The following is a 15,292-nucleotide window of genomic DNA, read 5'->3' as shown; positions in this document are numbered from 1 at the left end:
CGGCCGCGCGCACGCCCCGTCGACGAGTGCCATGTCCTGCTCCCAGTCGGGGTCTTGCAGACCGGGGAACACCGCGGCGAGGTCACGTACGGGATCGCTCGCACCGACGAAGAGCGATGATCCCGGCGAGCGGTCATGCGAGGCCGTCTGCCGTTCACGAGGACGTCAACGGGATGTCCACCCGGACGTCGGTCGGCGGGCCCTCCCCGAGGAGGCGCAGGCGGGGCGATGTCGCGGACGCCTGGGTGAACACCTCCAGGGGCGCACCGTCGGCCGCCTCGTTCGCCCACTCGAGCACCTCGAGGACGTCTCTGGCATCGACGATCGTCCACTCGTCGACAGCCCAGGCCGCGTGCGGTGACCCGAGAGGGCTCCAGAGGCGCACGATGTAGACGTCGGGTTCCTCGGCCTCCGAGAGGTCGACGGGCAGCAGGGGTGGCTCTCATGGTGCACGTACCGCCGGCCCGTCCGGCGGGTCAGGCCACCGCCGCCGGCGCGAACTGCGTTCGGTACAGGTCCGCGTACAGCCCGCCGCGCGCCAGCAGCTCGGCGTGGGTGCCGGTCTCGACGACCTGCCCGGCGTCGACGACGACGATGAGGTCCGCCTGCCGCACGGTCGACAGCCGGTGCGCGATGACCAGGGACGTCCGCCCGACCAGCGCCTCGTCGAGGGCGGCCTGGACGGCGGCCTCGGACTCGGAGTCCAGGTGCGCGGTGGCCTCGTCGAGCACGACGACGTCGGGGGCCTTGAGCAGCAGGCGTGCGATCGCGAGGCGCTGCCGCTCACCGCCGGACAGGCGGTAGCCGCGGTCGCCGACGACGGTCTCGATGCCCTCGGGCAGGGACGCGACGAGGTTCCACACGTGCGCGCCGCGCAGGGCCTGCTCGATGTCGTCGTCGGTCGCGTCGGGACGCGCGAAGCGCAGGTTGCCCGCGATGGTGTCGTGGAAGAGGTGCGCCTCCTGGCTGACGACGCCGACCGTGTCGCGCAGGGATGCGGCGGTGACGTCGCGCAGGTCCTGCCCGGCGATGCGCACGGCGCCGCGCGTCGGGTCGTACATGCGCGTGACGAGCTGCGAGATCGTCGTCTTGCCGGCACCCGACGGCCCGACGAGTGCGACCATCGCCCCGGCGGGCACCTGGAACGTGATGTCACGCAGCGTGTCGGCCACCGGGTCCCGGCTCAGCGTCGCCACCGACTCCAGGGAGGCCAGCGAGACCTCGTCGGCGGACGGGTAGCGGAACCCGACGTGGTCGAGCTCGAGGGTCGCGCCGTGCGCCGCCACGGCCGCGCGCAGGTCCGTCGCGTCGGGCTTCTCGCTGACGGTGGGCTCGAGGTCGAGCACCTCCAGGACGCGCTCGAACGACACGAGGGCCGTCATGACGTCGACCTGCACGTTCGACATGGCCGTCAGCGGGCCGTACAGGCGGCCGAGGTACGCGGCGAGGGCGACGACGACACCGACGGTGAGCTCGCCCCGGATCGCGAGCAGGCCGCCGACGCCGTAGACGACGGCCGTGGCGATCGCCGCCACCGTGGTCAGGCCGATGCGGAACCACGTCGAGTACAGGGCGCGCTTGACGCCGATGTCCCGCACGCGGGCCGTCTGCTCGGCGTAGGCCGCGGACTCCCGGGCGGGGTCGCCGAAGACCTTGACGAGGTGCGCGCCGGCGACGTTGAACCGCTCGGTCATGGTCTGGGACGCGTCGGCGTTGAGCTCGTAGGACTCGCGCGTGATCCCGGCGATCCTGCGTCCGAACCACCGCGCGGGCAGCACGAACACCGGCACGAGGACGAGCGAGAGCAGCGTGAGCTGCCACGACATCGACAGCATCGCGGCGAGCACGAAGACGATGGTCAGGGAGTTGCTGACGACGTTGGACAGCGTCGCGGTGAAGGCCTGCTGCGCGCCCAGCACGTCGCCGTTGAGGCGCTGGACGAGCGCGCCGGTCTTCGCGCGGCTGAAGAAGGCCAGCGGCATGCGCTGCACGTGGTCGAAGACCGCCGTGCGCAGGTCGTGGATGAGGCCCTCGCCGATGCGGGCGGACACCCAGCGCTCGCCGACGCCGAGCGCGGCGGACACGACGGCGAGCGCGGCGACGACGGCGGCGATGCCGACGACGAGGCGGGTGTCACCGGCGGCGATACCGTCGTCGATGAGCCGCTGGAACAGCCAGGGGGTGGCGGCGCCGGCGGCGGCGCCGAGCGCGATGAGGACGAGGAAGACCGCGAGCTGGGCGCGGTACGGGCGGGCGAAGGTGAGGATGCGGCGCAGGGTGCCGGGGGCGAGGCGCTGGCGCGCGACGTCACGGTCCTGGCTGAAGCCACGCATCCCACGGCCGCCGGGGACGGGTCCGGGGTGGGTCAAGAGGACCTCCAGGGGTCGGAGGGCGGGGGTCGATCCGCGCAACATGCTGAGGTTACCTCACCATGAGCAATAGTCACCTCTCAGGTATTCCGTCGCCGTCCGGCCACCCGCATCCTGAGGATGTACGGGATCGGCACCGCCGAGGCGCCGGTACCCCGACGACTTCTGCGGCCGGCGACGGTCGACCCCGGCAGACGTCACCCGCCCAGGAGGTCTCCCGTGCCCGACGACGGCAGCTCCCCGCCGACCGCGATGCGCACCTTCGCCCACCTGCTCGCCAACACCGCGGTGGCCAACCTCACGACGAACTACCTGTGGTGGGCCCTCACGTTCTGGGCGTACCTCGAGACCCGCTCCGTGCTGGCCACCGGCCTCATCGGCGGGGCGTACATGCTCGCCGTCTCGTTCAGCGCCGTCTTCTTCGGCAGCTTCGTCGACCACCACCGCAAACTCGTCGTCATGCGGGCCTCGACGGTGTTCTCGTTGCTCGCGTTCTCGCTCGCCGGCGGGGTCTTCCTGCTCGTGCCGGAACGGACGCTTCTCGACCTCGGCGCGCCGTGGTTCTGGGTCTTCGCGGGCATCATCCTCATCGGTGCGGTCGTCGAGCACATGCGCAACCTCGCGCTGTCGACGAGCGTGACGATCCTCGTCCCGGACGAGGACCGCGCGCGGGCGAACGGCCTGGTCGGCACCGTGCAGGGGATCTCGTTCATCGCGACGAGCGTCGTCAGCGGCCTGTCGATCGCGCTGCTGGGCATGGGCGGCACCGTCGTCGTCGTCCTCGGCCTCCTCGTGCTGACGATCGCGCACCTGATGGTCGTGCGCTTCCCCGGTGACCGGGTCGCCGCCGCGACGGAGGGGACGGGTCGCGCGGCGATCGACCTGCGCGGGTCGATCGCCGTCGTGCGGGCCGCGCAGGGCCTGTTCGCGCTCATCGTGTTCGCGACCTTCAACAACCTCATCGGCGGCATCTACATGGCGCTCATGGACCCCTACGGGCTGGAGCTGTTCTCGGTCGAGATGTGGGGGTTCATGCTCGCGCTCGGCTCGACCGGCTTCCTCGTCGGTGGTGCGGTGGTGGCGGCCCGGGGCCTGGGGCGCAACCCGATGCGGACGATGCTGCTCGTCGTCGTCGTCATGGGGGTGCTGGGGGCGACGTTCACCGTCCGGGAGTCGGCGGTGCTGTACGTCGCCGGGCTCTTCCTCTACATGTGCCTCATCCCCGTCGTCGAGGCCACCGAGCAGACGGTGCTGCAACGGGTAGTGCCGTTCGAGCGGCAGGGCCGGGTGTTCGGCCTGGCGATGGCGCTGGAGAGCGCCGCCGCGCCGGTGGCGGCGTTCCTCGTGGCGCCCCTCGCCGAGGTGTGGATCCTGCCGTACGCACGCTCGGACGCGGGCCGGGAGGCACTGCGCCCGCTGCTCGGCGAGGGCGAGGCCCGCGGCATCGGGCTCGTGTTCCTCGTCGGCGGTCTGACGATGGCGCTCGTCGCCGCGCTCGGGCTCCGCTCACGGGCGTACCGGACGATCTCGCGGACGTACCGGGAGGCAGCGCCGCAGGACCCGGGGGACCCGGACGGCTCCGGTGGGGAAGGGGCCCCGGTCGGCGCGGCGTCGGTGGCCGGTGCCTCCGAGGAACGTGACGGCGAGGGCGGGCGGCCGGTGGTCCAGGAGGCCGCCCTGCCGAACGACCGCTGAGCGTGCCTCACCGTGAGTGATGGTCACCTCTCGAGGGTTCCCCGGTAACCTCGAGGCGTGACGGACGACGCGCAGGAACCGGACGGCGACCAGCCGCGCCCGGGTGACTGCGCGCCCCCCGCGGGCACCGCGGGACGGCCCCGACCCGACCGGAACCGTCCCTCCGAGCCGTCCGAGGAGCTCCTCGAGCTCCTGCACGACGTGCTGCGCACGGTCCGCCGGGACGCCGCCGAACGGCTCGGCGACGACATCACGCCCGGTCAGCTGCGCCTGCTGCGCACCCTCGACCGGTGCGACCGCCCGCAGCGCCTCGGCGAGCTGGCCGTCGCCCTCGACGTCGCGCCCCGCTCCGTGACCTCGAAGGTCGACCAGGCCGAGCAGGACGGCTGGGTCCGGCGCGTCCCCGACCCCGACGACCGGCGCGCGACGCTCGTCGACCTCACCGACGCCGGCCACGACCTGCTCGACCGCATGTCCGCACGCCGCCACGAGGGTGCCCGCGCGCGGCTCGAGGTGCTCGACGCCGACGAGCAGCGCACGCTGCTGGACCTGCTGCGGCGGGTCGCCCGCGACTGACAGACTTCGGCACCGCCGGCAGACGAGGAGCGCCCCATGGCCTGGAGCACCAGCGAGCTTGCCGACCTGGCGGGGACGACCGTCAACACGATCCGGCACTACCACCGGCTCGGCCTGCTCGCCGAGCCCGACCGCCGGTACAACGGGTACAAGAAGTACGGCGTGCCGCACCTGGTGCGCCTGCTGCGGATCCGGCGCCTCGCCGAGCTGGGCGTGCCGCTCTCCGAGGTCGACCGCGTGGCCGACAGCGCGGGCACGGCGGATCGGCTGCGCGAGGTGGACGCCGACCTCGCCGCGAAGATCGAGCAGCTGCAGCAGGCGCGGGGCGAGATCGCCGCGATCCTCAGCAACAACGCGCCGCCCGACGTGCCCGCGGGGTTCGCGTCGGTGGCGGAGCACCTCTCGGAGGTCGACAGGTCGGTCATCCACATCTACTCCAAGCTCTACGACGAGAGCGCGCTGGCCGACCTGCGGGACATGGTCGCCGAGGACGCCGAGGCCGGCGACGACGGCAAGGAGCTCGACGCGCTGCCCCCCGACGCGGACGAGCCGACGCGCCAGCGTCTCGCCGAGACGATCGCGCAGGGCATCGCGCGCAACCTCGTCGACTACCCGTGGCTCAGCGACCCGGCCGGGCACCTGGCGACGAGCGGGCGCGTCGCGCAGGAGACGTTCGTCGAGGCCGTGACGGCGCTGTACAACCCGGCGCAGCGGGACGTGCTGACACGCGCCGCCGTCCTCGGGCACCAGATCGCGCAGGAGGTCCTGGCGGCGCGCGGCGACGCCGACGGGGAGGGGTCGCCACCCACCCCTTGACCCTGTTCCGAGAACACGGTGTCTCCTCGGGTCGTGATCGAGAACCGCTCGATCCGTGACTCGCACAGGAGACGACATCATGACCTCGTTGCAGGAGCTCATCGTCAGGTTCCAGGAGCTCGTGGCCCAGGTGCCCGAGTTCTTCCAGCCCTTCATCGTCGCGCTCGCCGGCGCCATCCCATTCGTCGAGGGGGAGCTCGGCGCGATGGTCGGGCTCGTCGGAGGGCTGCATCCGGCCGTCGCGGGCGTCGCCGCCGCCACCGGCAACTTCCTGTCCGTGGCCCTCGTGGTCGCGTTCACCGCACGGGCCCGCACGGCCGTCGTCCACCGGACGCGCGTGAAGGCGACCGTCGGCGGCCCGGCCACCCCGGACATCCAGGCGGTCGACGGGTTCGCCGAACCGGAGCCCGCCCAGCCGCTCTCGAAGGGGCGCCAGCGCGTCCTCACGTGGCTCAACCGCTTCGGCGTCCCCGGGGCGAGCATCCTCGGTCCGTTCGCGATCCCGACGCAGTTCACCGCGGCGATCCTCGTCGCCGGCGGGAGCCCCCGCCGCTGGGTCCTGCTCTGGCAGGCCGTGGCCATCGTGCTGTGGACGACCCTGACCACGGTGGGGCTCTGGCTCGCGCTCACCCACGTCGTGGGGGTCTGACGACATGAGACCCCGGATCGGGAACTCGCAGCGATGTCGCCGTCGCGGCCCCTGTGGCCGCGGCGGCACCCGCACACCCGAACCGGAGGACAACGAGGAGGACCCATGACACGCAGGACCGCGACGGTGCAGCCCGGCGACGGGCACGCGCTGACGCCCTACCGCCCCTGGCAGCTGCTCACCCGCTCCCTGTTCCACCTGCACCTGACTGACCCGGCCGGTGCACCGCGCACCTGGTCCGTCGACGTCCGGCACGGCGGTGACGACGACGGCGAGGTGCGGGCCGAGCTCTACCTCGACGGTCTGCGCCACGCCACGGCGACGCTCCCCGCGGCCTTCCCGGTGCCGGACGGCGCGATCGAGGTCGCGACCAGCGGGTACGGGCTGCGGCGCATCCACCACGTGCGGCACGACGGGTCGGTGCGGCAGCTCGTGCCCGACCCGGCCTCGGCCGAGGGGTGGCGTGCCCGCCTGGACCGGAACCACCCGGCGCTGAGCCGCGCGCTGGCGCTCGCGTCGGTGAGCGTGCTGCTCGTCGCGCTCGTGCTGGGCGCCCCGCAGATCGTCGAGCAGCTCACCGCGATCCCGCCCGTCGCGCAGGTCATCGGCCCGTGGACCGGCCCGTTCCGCCTGCCGGAGACGGCGAACATCGCGCTCGTGGTCGCCACGATCGCCGCGAGCACCGAGCGCGCGCTGCGGCTGCGCTACAGCCGGATCCTCGACGGCGGGTTCTTCAGCGGCGGCGAGTAGCGACCGGGAGGTGACCACGGCCCGCCGGGTCGGGTGCGGATGCCGCACCCCGGTGCCAGCATCGGGCCATGAGCGACGACACCTTCGGCACGATCCCGCCCGGTGAGCACGTCTCCAGCGGGGCGCCTCGCCTGCGCGCCACGTCGATCAGCATCAGCACACCGCGTCCGCACGAGGCCGCGCGGTTCTACGCGCGGCTGCTCGGCGGGCGGATCACGCACCTCGACGAGGCGGCGCCCGACGACCCGCTCGGCATCAGCTGGGCCCAGGTCCAGCCCTTGCCGGGGGACGTGGGCATGACGATCAACCTCGAGCACGAGCGTGAGTGGAGCCCACCGGTGTGGCCCGCGCGCCCCGGCGAGCAGCGCTCGACCCAGCACCTGGACATCCAGGTCGACGACCTGCCCGCCGCCGTCGCGTGGGCGCTGGAGTGCGGCGCGCGCGAGGCGTCACCGCAGCCGCAGGACGAGGTGCGCGTCATGCTCGACCCGGACGGCCACCCGTTCTGCCTGTTCCTGTGAGCGAACCGACGCGTCGTCCGCCGACGCGTCGCGGCGTGCTGGGGATCGGCCTCGTCGCCGCCCTCGCGGCCGCGTGAGCCCCGGCCCGTCCCGACGCGGGCAGGACGCCGCCGCCCACGCGCGCGCCCACCGCGTCGGCGGCCCCCACGCCGCCGTCGTCGCTCGACCTCACCGCCGCGCTTGCGGACGTCGAGGCGCGCCACGGCGTACGGCTCGGGCTGCACGCGCTGGACACCGCGCAGGGCCGGACCGTCAGCCACCGCGCGGACGAGCGGTTCGCGTTCTGTTCGACGTTCAAGCCGCTCGCGGCGGTCGCCGTGCTCGCGTCCCGGGGCGTCGGCGGGATGGACGAGATCGTGCCGGTCACCGCGGACGACCTGGTGACGTACTCGCCGGTCGCCGAGACGCGCGTCGGTGCCGGCATGTCATGGCGCGAGCTGGGCGACGCGGCCGGCCGGTACAGCGACAACACCGCGGGCAACCTGCTGCTGCGCGGCGCCGGAGGGCCGGAGGGCCTGACGGCCTGGCTGCGGGGCGTCGGCAACGACGTCACGCGCAGCGACCGCTGGGGGGGTGGCGGCGCTCAGCGCCCGAGGCGGTCGGCGAGGAACCGGCCGGCGCGGTCGAGGGCGAGGTCCGCCTCCTCCAGCCGTCCGGCGAAGTGCTGGAAGACGTGCGGCGCCCCGGCGACGACCTCCAGCACGACGTCGACGTGCGCCGAGGCGGCGCGTGCCGCGAGCCGGGTCGCGTCGTCGAGGAGCACCTCGTGGGAGCCCACCTGCACGAGCAGCGGCGGCAGTCCGTGCAGGTCGGCGTGCAGAGGGCTCGCGGTGGGATCGGACGGGTCGGCGCCCCCGAGGTAGAGGGCGGCGATCTGCGCGATCCCCGCCGCATCGAAGATCGGGTCCAGCGCCTCATGGGTGCGCAGGCTCTCGCCGGTCAGCGTGAGGTCGACCCACGGCGACATCGCGACGACGGCGGCCGGTAGCGGCAGGCCGGCGTCCCGCGCGCGCAGCAGGACGGCCAGGGCCAGGCCGGCGCCGGCGGAGTCGCCGGCCATGGCGAGGCGCTCCGGCGGGTCCTGGTCGAGCAGCGCCCGGTAGGCGGCCAGTCCGTCGTCGACCGCCGCCGGGAACACCGCCTCGGGCGCCAGCCGGTAGTCGAGCGAGACGGCGCTCGTCCCCGCGCGCCGGGCGAGGGCGGTGGCCAGCGCGAGCCCGGAGCGCGCCGAGCCGATCGAGTAGCCGCCCCCGTGCAGGTAGAGCAGCGTGCCTGCCGTCGTCGTCGGAGGTTCCGCCCTCAGGCCGGGGACGCCGCCGACCGTCACGGGAGTCACCGTGACGTCAGGTGCGGCGGGTCGCGCGCAGTAGGCCTCGAACCCCGCCCGCTGCTCCGCGAGGGACGCGGCCGCCGCGTCCCCGCCGCGCAGCTCGCGGTCGATCTCGAGGAGCTGGTTCTCGGACATGCCGCCCCCGGACGTCGTTCCGATCTGTCCGTCCGACCGTACGTGCGGGCACCGACACGAGCTGCCAGCGGGCCCGGAACAGCAGCGCCGGCACCCGGCACTTCCGTCGAGCCCGGGCCTGCGGCACGCTGATCGATATGCGCGACGACGAGTCGGTGGGAACCGTGACGCGAGCCCAGGCCCTCGCGTGGCGGTTGGGGCGCCACGGGCTGGTCCCGCCCGGGGGGTCCACGGCCGAGGACGTCGTCGGTGGGCTCGTCGCGCTCCCCGCGCAGTCCGACGTCGACCTCGCGGTGCGGACGCGGCAGGCGGCGCCCGCGGAGGGGGAGGTCGCCGCGGCGCTCGCGGACGGCCGGCTGATCCGGACGTTCACCTTCCGCGGCAGCGTGCACGTCATGACGCCGGACGACGCCGCGGTGCACCTGGCGGTCCGGGGCTCCGGGCGGCAGTGGGAGCTGCGGAGCTGGCGCGAGCACTACGGCCTCGAGCCGCAGGACTGGCCGGCCTTCCGTGCGACCGTCCGCGAGGTCCTGGACGACGGCCCGCTCACGCACGACGAGCTGGTCGCGGCGCTCACCGCGCGGCCCGCCTACCGGCACCTCGGGCCGGCGGTCGAGGGCGGGGCGTGGGCGCTGCTGAAGGCGCTCGCCTGGCAGGGTGACCTCTGCCTGGGACCCACCCGCGACCGTCGGACGACGCTGCAGACGCTCGCGCACGTCCCCGGGTGGTCGGGCATCCCGGACCTCGACGACGCCGGGCCCCGCGCGGTGGAGGCGTACGTCCGCGCGTACGGCCCGACGACGCCCGACGGCCTGCAGTACTGGCTCGGGAACGGGCTGAGCGCGGGACGACGGCTGGCGCGGTGGACGGCCGACGTCGGGGACCGGCTCACCACCGTGCAGGTCGGCGGCCGCGACGCGCTGGTGCTGCGCGAGGACGTCGACGACCTGCTCGCCGCCGAGCCGACCGATGCGGTGCGGCTGCTGCCCGGGTACGACCAGTGGGTGCTCGGCCCCGGCACGGCGGACCGCGACGTCGTCCCTCCCGCGTGGCGGACCGCGGCGACCCGCGGGACGCCGCTGGTGGTCGTCGGCGGCGTGGTCGTCGGGACGTGGGCCGAGCGCGACGGCGACCTGACCGTGCGGTGGGCGCACGAGGGCCCGGCGGCCCGGCGCGCGCTCGACGACGGCGTCGACCGGCTGGCGGTGGGCCTCGGTCGTCCGCTGCGGGTCACCGTCGAGGCGGGGTAGCGCGAGCGGGCCGACCTGCCAGGGACGGCGGGTCGGCCCCCGGGTGCGGTGTCACGGGCGCCCACTGTCGACGGTGGCGCCGGTGGCCGCAGGCCCGTCAGCCCGGGAGCGGCGCCGTGCCGATGACCGCGGCCGTCGCGACCACGGCACCGGCGAGCTCGACGACACGGCCGAGGACCGCGTCCGCGTCGTAGCCCAGCGAGGTCAGGGTGCCGGCGGCCACCGCGGTGGTGACCCCGTACGTCGCGTACAGCCCGACCGGTACGACCATCAGCCACTCGCGCCACGACCCGGCCGACCCCAGCACGGGCAGTGCGACGTTGCCGCCCGAGCGCCACACGTCGCGCAGCACCGGGGTGCGTCGCCACCAGCGCGGCGGGCGCGGCTCCCACGGCCACAGCAGCGGCACCCCGCCCGTGGTGAGCAGGTCCCCGACGACGTGCACGCTCGCCCCGAGCCCGACGGCCACCGGCAGCCACGTCCACTCCGTCGGCGCGGCGACGGTGACGAACCCGGCCAGGGCGAGGGCCAGCGCCCACGCGTGCAGGCGTCGGTTCCCCCCGAGCCGCAGCGCCTGCGCCGCGAACGCCACCAGCAGCAGCGACAGCACCCCGGCCCCGAGCGCGAGCTCGCCCAGCGCCTCGGTGTCGACGGTCAGGTGCCCGGCCGCCCACGCGACACCGGTGAGCACCGCGACGCCCAGCAGCGAGTGCGTGCCGTTGCGGTGCCCGCCCGCGACGGCGCCGACGGCGTCGCACACCCACTGCGAGACCGGCGGCAGCGAGTTCGCGATCGTCGCGTCGTGGTGGTCGGCGTCCGGGGCGAGCGCGGCACCCGCGCACACGAGCGCGCCGGCCACGACGCCCAGCGGCGACACCGGGTACCACCCGAGGGTGTACGGCGCGGTCGACGCGACCGCGACCCACGCGGCCGCCCCGCACGCGGCGTGGTGCGCCCCCATCATCGTGCGGCCGGTCCCGTCGCGTCCGTGCGGCGGGGCGGGACGGTGGCGGCGAGCACGCGGACCTCCGGTGCAGGTCAAGGGGGTGGGTGACGCCCCACCTCAGCCGTTCGGGTGACCAGCGTCAAACGCCCGGTGTGTCCCACCGGGGCGTGTCCCACACCGGCACGCTGCCACGCCCGGCGGGTGCGGCCACCGTGCACGCCTCGGGTCGCGCCCGGCCTCCTGGGTCGCGGACTACGTCGTCGGTGACGTCGGGAGCGCGGACCGGTGCAGCGTCGTCATGCGTCGACCGCGTCGAGCAGGTGCGCACCGAGGTGGGCGGTGAGCGCCCGGACCGCGTCGGGGACGAGGGTGTAGTACGACCAGACCCCGCGCTTCTCCCGGGTGACGAAGCCGGCGTCGGTGAGCACCCTGAGGTGGTGGGACACCGTCGGCTGCGACAGCCCGACCGGCTCGGTGAGGTCGCACACGCACGCCTCGCCGCCGTCGTGGGCGGCGATGAGCGACAGCAGCCGCAGACGCGCCGGGTCGGCCAGGGCCTTGAGCGTGCGGGCGGTGCGCTCGGCGTCCTCGGTGCTCATCGTCGAGCCGGTGGCGGGGCTGCAGCAGCCCGTCGACGCGGTCGAGGTCACCGGGAGCAGGTCGAGAGCCATGCAGGCATCATGCGCCACGCATTGACGCCTGTCGATGTTGACAGCCGTCGATGCCTGGTCCACTCTCGGGTATCGACGGGCATCAATATGAGGAGAAGTGATGGCACAGGACATCCGGGAGCAGGTCCGGGCGCGCTACGCGCTGGCAGCCGTGCAGGGCAGCGGGGACGCGGGCTGCTGCGGCGGGGACCCGGTCGGGGGGTGCGGGCCGACGGACGGGCCGACGGACCTGGTGATCGACGAGCGGTTCGGCGCCGCGCTGTACGGGGCGCAGGACGCGGCGGCGGTGCCGGCCGAGGCGCTGGCGGCGTCCCTGGGCTGCGGCAACCCGCTGATGGTCGCCGAGCTGCGCGAGGGTGAGCGGGTGCTCGACCTGGGCTCGGGCGGCGGGATCGACGTGCTGCTGTCCGCCCGGCGGGTCGGAGCGACCGGGTTCGCCTACGGCGTCGACATGACCGACGAGATGCTGGACCTGGCCCGCGCCAACGCGGCCAAGGCCGGTGCGACGAACGTGGAGTTCCGCAAGGGCACGATCGAGGACCTCCCGCTGGACGACGCGACGGTCGACGTCGTCATCTCCAACTGCGTGGTGAACCTGTCCCCGGACAAGCCGGCGGTGCTGGCCGAGGCGTTCCGGGTGCTGGTGCCCGGCGGCCGGTTCGGGATCTCGGACGTCGTCGCCGAGGACCATCTCACTCCCGAGCAGCGCGCCGAGCGCGGGTCCTACGTCGGGTGCATCGCCGGGGCGCTGTCGCGCACCGAGTACCTCGAGGGCCTGGCGGCGGCGGGGTTCGTCGACGCCGAGGTCGAGTTCACCCACACCGTGGCCGACGGCATGCACGGCGCGATCGTGCGCGCCCGCAAGCCCGCACCCCAGGACGCGTGATCGACGGCGGTTCACCAGCGCGAGCCGCCCCCGGGCGTGGCCGGTCCCGCTGCCCGGCGCGAACCGGACGCGAGGGCCGCACCCACCCGGGGTGCGGCCTTCGCCGCGTCCGCGTCAGGCGGTGACGGGCTCCACGCCGAGCTCGGCGAGCAGGGCCAGGACGCGGCCGCGGATCTCGTCGCGGATCGGGCGGACCGCCTCGATGCCCTGGCCGGCCGGGTCGGCCAGGGCCCAGTCCTCGTACCGCGTGCCGGGGAAGATCGGGCAGACGTCGCCGCAGCCCATGGTGACGACGACGTCGGACGCCTCGACCGCGTCGGCGGTGAGGACCTTGGGGCGCTCGGCCCGGATGTCGATGCCCTCCTCGAGCATCGCCTCCACGGCGACCGGGTTGATCTTCTCGGCGGGCAGGGACCCGGCGGAGCGGACCTCGACGGCCCCGCCGGACAGGTGCCGCAGGTACCCCGCAGCCATCTGGGAGCGGCCGGCGTTGTGCACGCAGACGAACAGGGCGGACGGCTTGGTGTCGCTCATCGGGTCTCCACGGGGGTCACGTGCTGGGCAGGGTCAGGTCGGGCAGCAGGTCGGTGAGCAGCGCGCGGACGCGCCGGTCGATCTCGTCGCGGATCGCGCGGACGCCGGCCTCGGAGGCGAGGGCCGGGTCGCCGACGACCCAGTCCTCGTACCGCTTGCCGGGCAGGACCGGGCAGGTGTCGCCGCAGCCCATGGTGATGACGACGTCCGCCGCCCGGACGGCGTCGTCGGTCAAGGGCTTGGGGAACGCGTCGTCGTCCGCGCCGAGCTCGGCCAGCAGCGGGCGGACCGCGGCGTGCACGTCCGCGGCGGGCGTCGACCCGGCGGAGCGGACGGTGACGGCGTCGCCGGCGTGGTGGCGCAGCAGGGCGGCGGCGAGCTGGGAGCGGCCCGCGTTGGCGACGCACACGAACAGCACCTGCGGGCGGGTGCCCGCGGCGTCCAGCGACCGGGCGGTGTCGGTCAGCCGCTGGCGGGCGAAGCGCTCGGCGTTGACGACCAGGTGCGAGCGGAGCGCCGAGGACCGGGCCAGAGCGGTGTAGGACTCGCGGACCACGCTGAGCACCGCCCCGGGGTCGCGGTCGGGGAAGGTCGCGGCGAGCCGGTCGGCGATCCGCACCAGGGCGCCCTCGGCGTCGGTGAGCCCGGCCAGCGGCACCCCGGTCGCGGCCTGCGCCGCGGCCGGGGCGAAGGAGTCCAGCAGCGTGGTGACCGCACCGCGCAGCGCCGGCTGCACCCGGTAGTACACCCAGGTCCCGCGGCGCTCGGACGTCAGCAGGCCGACGTCCTTGAGCAGCCTGAGGTGGTGGGACACCGTCGGCTGGGAGACGTCGGCGACCGTGGCCAGGTCGCACACGCACGCCTCACCGGTCGGCGTGGCGGCGATGAGCGACAGCATCCGCAGGCGCAGCGGGTCACCCAGCGCCTTGAGGGTGGCGGCGACGTGCGCCGCGGCGTCGGCTCCCATCGCGCGGTCGGCGGGCGAGGTCTGCGGTGTGCAGCGACCGCCCGCGGTGACGTCGGTCGTCGTCATGAGCGTGCCTCCTGCGGCTCGGCGGCGGAGGGGGAGGTCGGGGAGGGCGGGAACCAGCGGTCCCGCGCCCAGAGGCTGACGTAGACCAGCGCGACCAGGACCGGGACCTCGATCAGCGGACCGACCACACCGGCCAGCGCCTGGCCCGAGGTCGCACCGAACGTCCCGATCGCCACCGCGATCGCGAGCTCGAAGTTGTTGCCCGCGGCGGTGAACGCCAGCGTCGTCGACCGCGCGTAGCCCAGCCCGAGGCCACGCCCGGCGGCCAGGCCCACGGCCCACATGACCCCGAAGTAGACCAGCAGCGGCAGCGCGATCCGGGCGACGTCGAGCGGTCGCGACGTGACGGCCTCACCCTGCAGGGCGAACAGCAGCACGATCGTGAACAGCAGCCCGTACAGCGCCCACGGACCCACCCGCGGGACGAACCGCTCCTCGTACCAGTCGCGCCCGCGCGCCCGCTCACCGATCCACCGGGAGGCGAAGCCGGCGAGCAGCGGGATGCCGAGGAACACGGCGACGTTGACCGCGATCTGCCCGACGGAGACGTCCAGGCCCGCGGAGTCCAGACCCAGCCAGCCCGGCAGCACCGTGAGGTAGAACCAGCCCAGCAGCGAGAACGCCACCACCTGGAACACCGAGTTGACCGCGACCAGCACCGCGGCGGCCTCACGGTCGCCGCAGGCGAGGTCGTTCCAGATCACGACCATCGCGATGCACCGTGCGAGGCCCACGACGATCAGCCCGGTGCGGTACTCGGGCAGGTCGGGCAGCAGCAGCCAGGCGAGCGCGAACATCAGCGCCGGCCCGACGACCCAGTTCAGCGCGAGCGAGCTCACCAGCAGGCGCCTGTCACCCGTCACCGCGGCGACCCGGTCGTAGCGGACCTTCGCGAGCACCGGGTACATCATCACGAGCAGCCCGAGCGCGATCGGCAGGGAGATGCCCCCGACCTCGAGGCGTGCGAGCCCGTCACCGAGAGCGGGGACGAACCTGCCCAGCACCAGGCCGGCGACCATGGCCGTCCCGATCCAGGCCGGCAGCCAGCGGTCGAGCATCGAGAGGCGCGGCCTCCCGTCGGCTTGGTTCGACATGGCTCTATATTGACAGAGATCAAACCAACGCCGCGCG

The 15,292-nt window shown here is 74.4% G+C and carries 16 protein-coding genes and 1 pseudogene; 9 read left to right on the top strand and 8 right to left on the bottom strand.

Features of this window, described 5'->3' with window-relative positions; genetic code table 11:
- Positions 1–154: 154 nt before the first annotated feature.
- Entirely contained in the window at positions 155–385 is a 231-nt protein-coding gene (locus J1G43_RS00405; RefSeq protein WP_207340209.1) for a hypothetical protein, read from the bottom strand.
- 91 nt (positions 386–476) lie between these two features.
- Complete coding sequence (locus tag J1G43_RS00400) at positions 477–2,333, bottom strand: ABC transporter ATP-binding protein (protein WP_207378243.1); 1,857 nt, start codon at positions 2,331–2,333, stop codon at positions 477–479.
- Between the two features lie 288 nt (positions 2,334–2,621).
- Between J1G43_RS00400 and J1G43_RS00395 the strand changes: the two genes are divergently transcribed.
- The 7 genes and pseudogenes from J1G43_RS00395 to J1G43_RS19750 form a co-directional block, all read left to right on the top strand.
- Positions 2,622–4,064 (top strand): MFS transporter, encoded by a 1,443-nt coding sequence (locus J1G43_RS00395; protein WP_207340309.1) that lies wholly within the window; start codon positions 2,622–2,624, stop codon positions 4,062–4,064.
- 57 nt (positions 4,065–4,121) lie between these two features.
- The gene (locus J1G43_RS18810) at positions 4,122–4,640 is read left to right on the top strand and encodes a MarR family winged helix-turn-helix transcriptional regulator (RefSeq protein ID WP_207340210.1); all 519 of its coding nucleotides are present in this window, start codon (positions 4,122–4,124) and stop codon (positions 4,638–4,640) included.
- A gap of 36 nt (positions 4,641–4,676) precedes the next feature.
- The gene (locus tag J1G43_RS00385) at positions 4,677–5,456 is read left to right on the top strand and encodes a MerR family transcriptional regulator (RefSeq protein WP_207340211.1); all 780 of its coding nucleotides are present in this window, start codon (positions 4,677–4,679) and stop codon (positions 5,454–5,456) included.
- A gap of 79 nt (positions 5,457–5,535) precedes the next feature.
- Complete coding sequence (locus J1G43_RS00380) at positions 5,536–6,105, top strand: small multidrug efflux protein (protein ID WP_207340212.1); 570 nt, start codon at positions 5,536–5,538, stop codon at positions 6,103–6,105.
- A 105-nt stretch (positions 6,106–6,210) separates the two neighbouring features.
- Positions 6,211–6,855 (top strand): hypothetical protein, encoded by a 645-nt coding sequence (locus J1G43_RS00375; protein WP_207340213.1) that lies wholly within the window; start codon positions 6,211–6,213, stop codon positions 6,853–6,855.
- Between the two features lie 68 nt (positions 6,856–6,923).
- Entirely contained in the window at positions 6,924–7,376 is a 453-nt protein-coding gene (locus J1G43_RS00370; RefSeq protein WP_207340214.1) for a VOC family protein, read from the top strand.
- Positions 7,377–7,591: 215 nt separating this feature from the next.
- Positions 7,592–7,933, top strand: a pseudogene (locus tag J1G43_RS19750) (serine hydrolase); the annotation flags it as partial.
- A 26-nt stretch (positions 7,934–7,959) separates the two neighbouring features.
- Here the strand turns inward: J1G43_RS19750 and J1G43_RS00360 are convergent.
- On the bottom strand, positions 7,960–8,841 hold the full coding sequence (locus J1G43_RS00360) for an alpha/beta hydrolase (RefSeq protein ID WP_207377725.1): 882 nt from the start codon (positions 8,839–8,841) through the stop codon (positions 7,960–7,962).
- A 137-nt stretch (positions 8,842–8,978) separates the two neighbouring features.
- Here J1G43_RS00360 and J1G43_RS00355 point away from each other — a divergent pair, with 137 nt between their 5' ends.
- Positions 8,979–10,091: a DNA glycosylase AlkZ-like family protein gene (locus tag J1G43_RS00355; protein WP_207377724.1), complete on the top strand. Its 1,113-nt coding sequence runs from the start codon at positions 8,979–8,981 to the stop codon at positions 10,089–10,091.
- 97 nt (positions 10,092–10,188) lie between these two features.
- Here the strand turns inward: J1G43_RS00355 and J1G43_RS00350 are convergent, their stop codons facing one another.
- A complete protein-coding gene (locus tag J1G43_RS00350; protein WP_242635178.1) occupies positions 10,189–11,052 on the bottom strand; it encodes a metal-dependent hydrolase in 864 nt (287 codons plus the stop codon).
- 281 nt (positions 11,053–11,333) lie between these two features.
- Positions 11,334–11,708, bottom strand: coding sequence for a helix-turn-helix transcriptional regulator (locus tag J1G43_RS00345; RefSeq protein ID WP_207377723.1), 375 nt, complete (start codon positions 11,706–11,708; stop codon positions 11,334–11,336).
- Positions 11,709–11,808: 100 nt separating this feature from the next.
- Here J1G43_RS00345 and arsM point away from each other — a divergent pair, with 100 nt between their 5' ends.
- On the top strand, positions 11,809–12,594 hold the full coding sequence (gene arsM, locus J1G43_RS00340; RefSeq protein WP_207340219.1) for an arsenite methyltransferase: 786 nt from the start codon (positions 11,809–11,811) through the stop codon (positions 12,592–12,594).
- 114 nt (positions 12,595–12,708) lie between these two features.
- Here arsM and J1G43_RS00335 read toward each other — a convergent pair whose 3' ends face one another.
- Genes J1G43_RS00335 through arsB form a run of 3 tightly spaced genes read right to left on the bottom strand, consistent with a single transcriptional unit; the run spans position 12,709 to position 15,255 of the window.
- Positions 12,709–13,128, bottom strand: a complete 420-nt coding sequence (locus J1G43_RS00335) for an arsenate reductase ArsC (RefSeq protein ID WP_207340220.1) — start codon at positions 13,126–13,128, stop codon at positions 12,709–12,711.
- Positions 13,129–13,144: 16 nt separating this feature from the next.
- Positions 13,145–14,161 (bottom strand): metalloregulator ArsR/SmtB family transcription factor, encoded by a 1,017-nt coding sequence (locus J1G43_RS00330; protein ID WP_207377722.1) that lies wholly within the window; start codon positions 14,159–14,161, stop codon positions 13,145–13,147.
- Positions 14,158–15,255: an ACR3 family arsenite efflux transporter gene (gene arsB / locus J1G43_RS00325; RefSeq protein WP_207340222.1), complete on the bottom strand. Its 1,098-nt coding sequence runs from the start codon at positions 15,253–15,255 to the stop codon at positions 14,158–14,160. The genes J1G43_RS00330 and arsB overlap by 4 nt, the downstream gene beginning before the upstream one ends.
- Positions 15,256–15,292 lie beyond the last annotated feature (37 nt).

This window comes from Cellulomonas sp. zg-ZUI22 (assembly GCF_017353535.1).
In the GTDB taxonomy this organism is placed as follows: Bacteria; Actinomycetota; Actinomycetes; order Actinomycetales; family Cellulomonadaceae; genus Cellulomonas; species Cellulomonas wangleii.
The sequence above is the reverse complement of the archived record's forward strand: the minus strand, read 5'-3'. Positions and strand labels throughout refer to the sequence as shown.

What these genes read in the sequence shown, in the direction of transcription:
- J1G43_RS00400 (WP_207378243.1), bottom strand. Translation starts at nt 2,333, where the DNA reads ATGCGTGGCTTCAGCCAGGACCGTGACGTCGCGCGCCAGCGCCTCGCC.
- J1G43_RS00395 (WP_207340309.1), top strand. Translation starts at nt 2,622, where the DNA reads ATGCGCACCTTCGCCCACCTGCTCGCCAACACCGCGGTGGCCAACCTC.
- J1G43_RS00385 (WP_207340211.1), top strand. Translation starts at nt 4,677, where the DNA reads ATGGCCTGGAGCACCAGCGAGCTTGCCGACCTGGCGGGGACGACCGTC.
- J1G43_RS00380 (WP_207340212.1), top strand. Translation starts at nt 5,536, where the DNA reads ATGACCTCGTTGCAGGAGCTCATCGTCAGGTTCCAGGAGCTCGTGGCC.
- J1G43_RS00375 (WP_207340213.1), top strand. Translation starts at nt 6,211, where the DNA reads ATGACACGCAGGACCGCGACGGTGCAGCCCGGCGACGGGCACGCGCTG.
- J1G43_RS00370 (WP_207340214.1), top strand. Translation starts at nt 6,924, where the DNA reads ATGAGCGACGACACCTTCGGCACGATCCCGCCCGGTGAGCACGTCTCC.
- J1G43_RS00360 (WP_207377725.1), bottom strand. Translation starts at nt 8,841, where the DNA reads ATGTCCGAGAACCAGCTCCTCGAGATCGACCGCGAGCTGCGCGGCGGG.
- J1G43_RS00355 (WP_207377724.1), top strand. Translation starts at nt 8,979, where the DNA reads ATGCGCGACGACGAGTCGGTGGGAACCGTGACGCGAGCCCAGGCCCTC.
- J1G43_RS00350 (WP_242635178.1), bottom strand. Translation starts at nt 11,052, where the DNA reads ATGGGGGCGCACCACGCCGCGTGCGGGGCGGCCGCGTGGGTCGCGGTC.
- J1G43_RS00345 (WP_207377723.1), bottom strand. Translation starts at nt 11,708, where the DNA reads ATGGCTCTCGACCTGCTCCCGGTGACCTCGACCGCGTCGACGGGCTGC.
- arsM (WP_207340219.1), top strand. Translation starts at nt 11,809, where the DNA reads ATGGCACAGGACATCCGGGAGCAGGTCCGGGCGCGCTACGCGCTGGCA.
- J1G43_RS00335 (WP_207340220.1), bottom strand. Translation starts at nt 13,128, where the DNA reads ATGAGCGACACCAAGCCGTCCGCCCTGTTCGTCTGCGTGCACAACGCC.
- J1G43_RS00330 (WP_207377722.1), bottom strand. Translation starts at nt 14,161, where the DNA reads ATGACGACGACCGACGTCACCGCGGGCGGTCGCTGCACACCGCAGACC.
- arsB (WP_207340222.1), bottom strand. Translation starts at nt 15,255, where the DNA reads ATGTCGAACCAAGCCGACGGGAGGCCGCGCCTCTCGATGCTCGACCGC.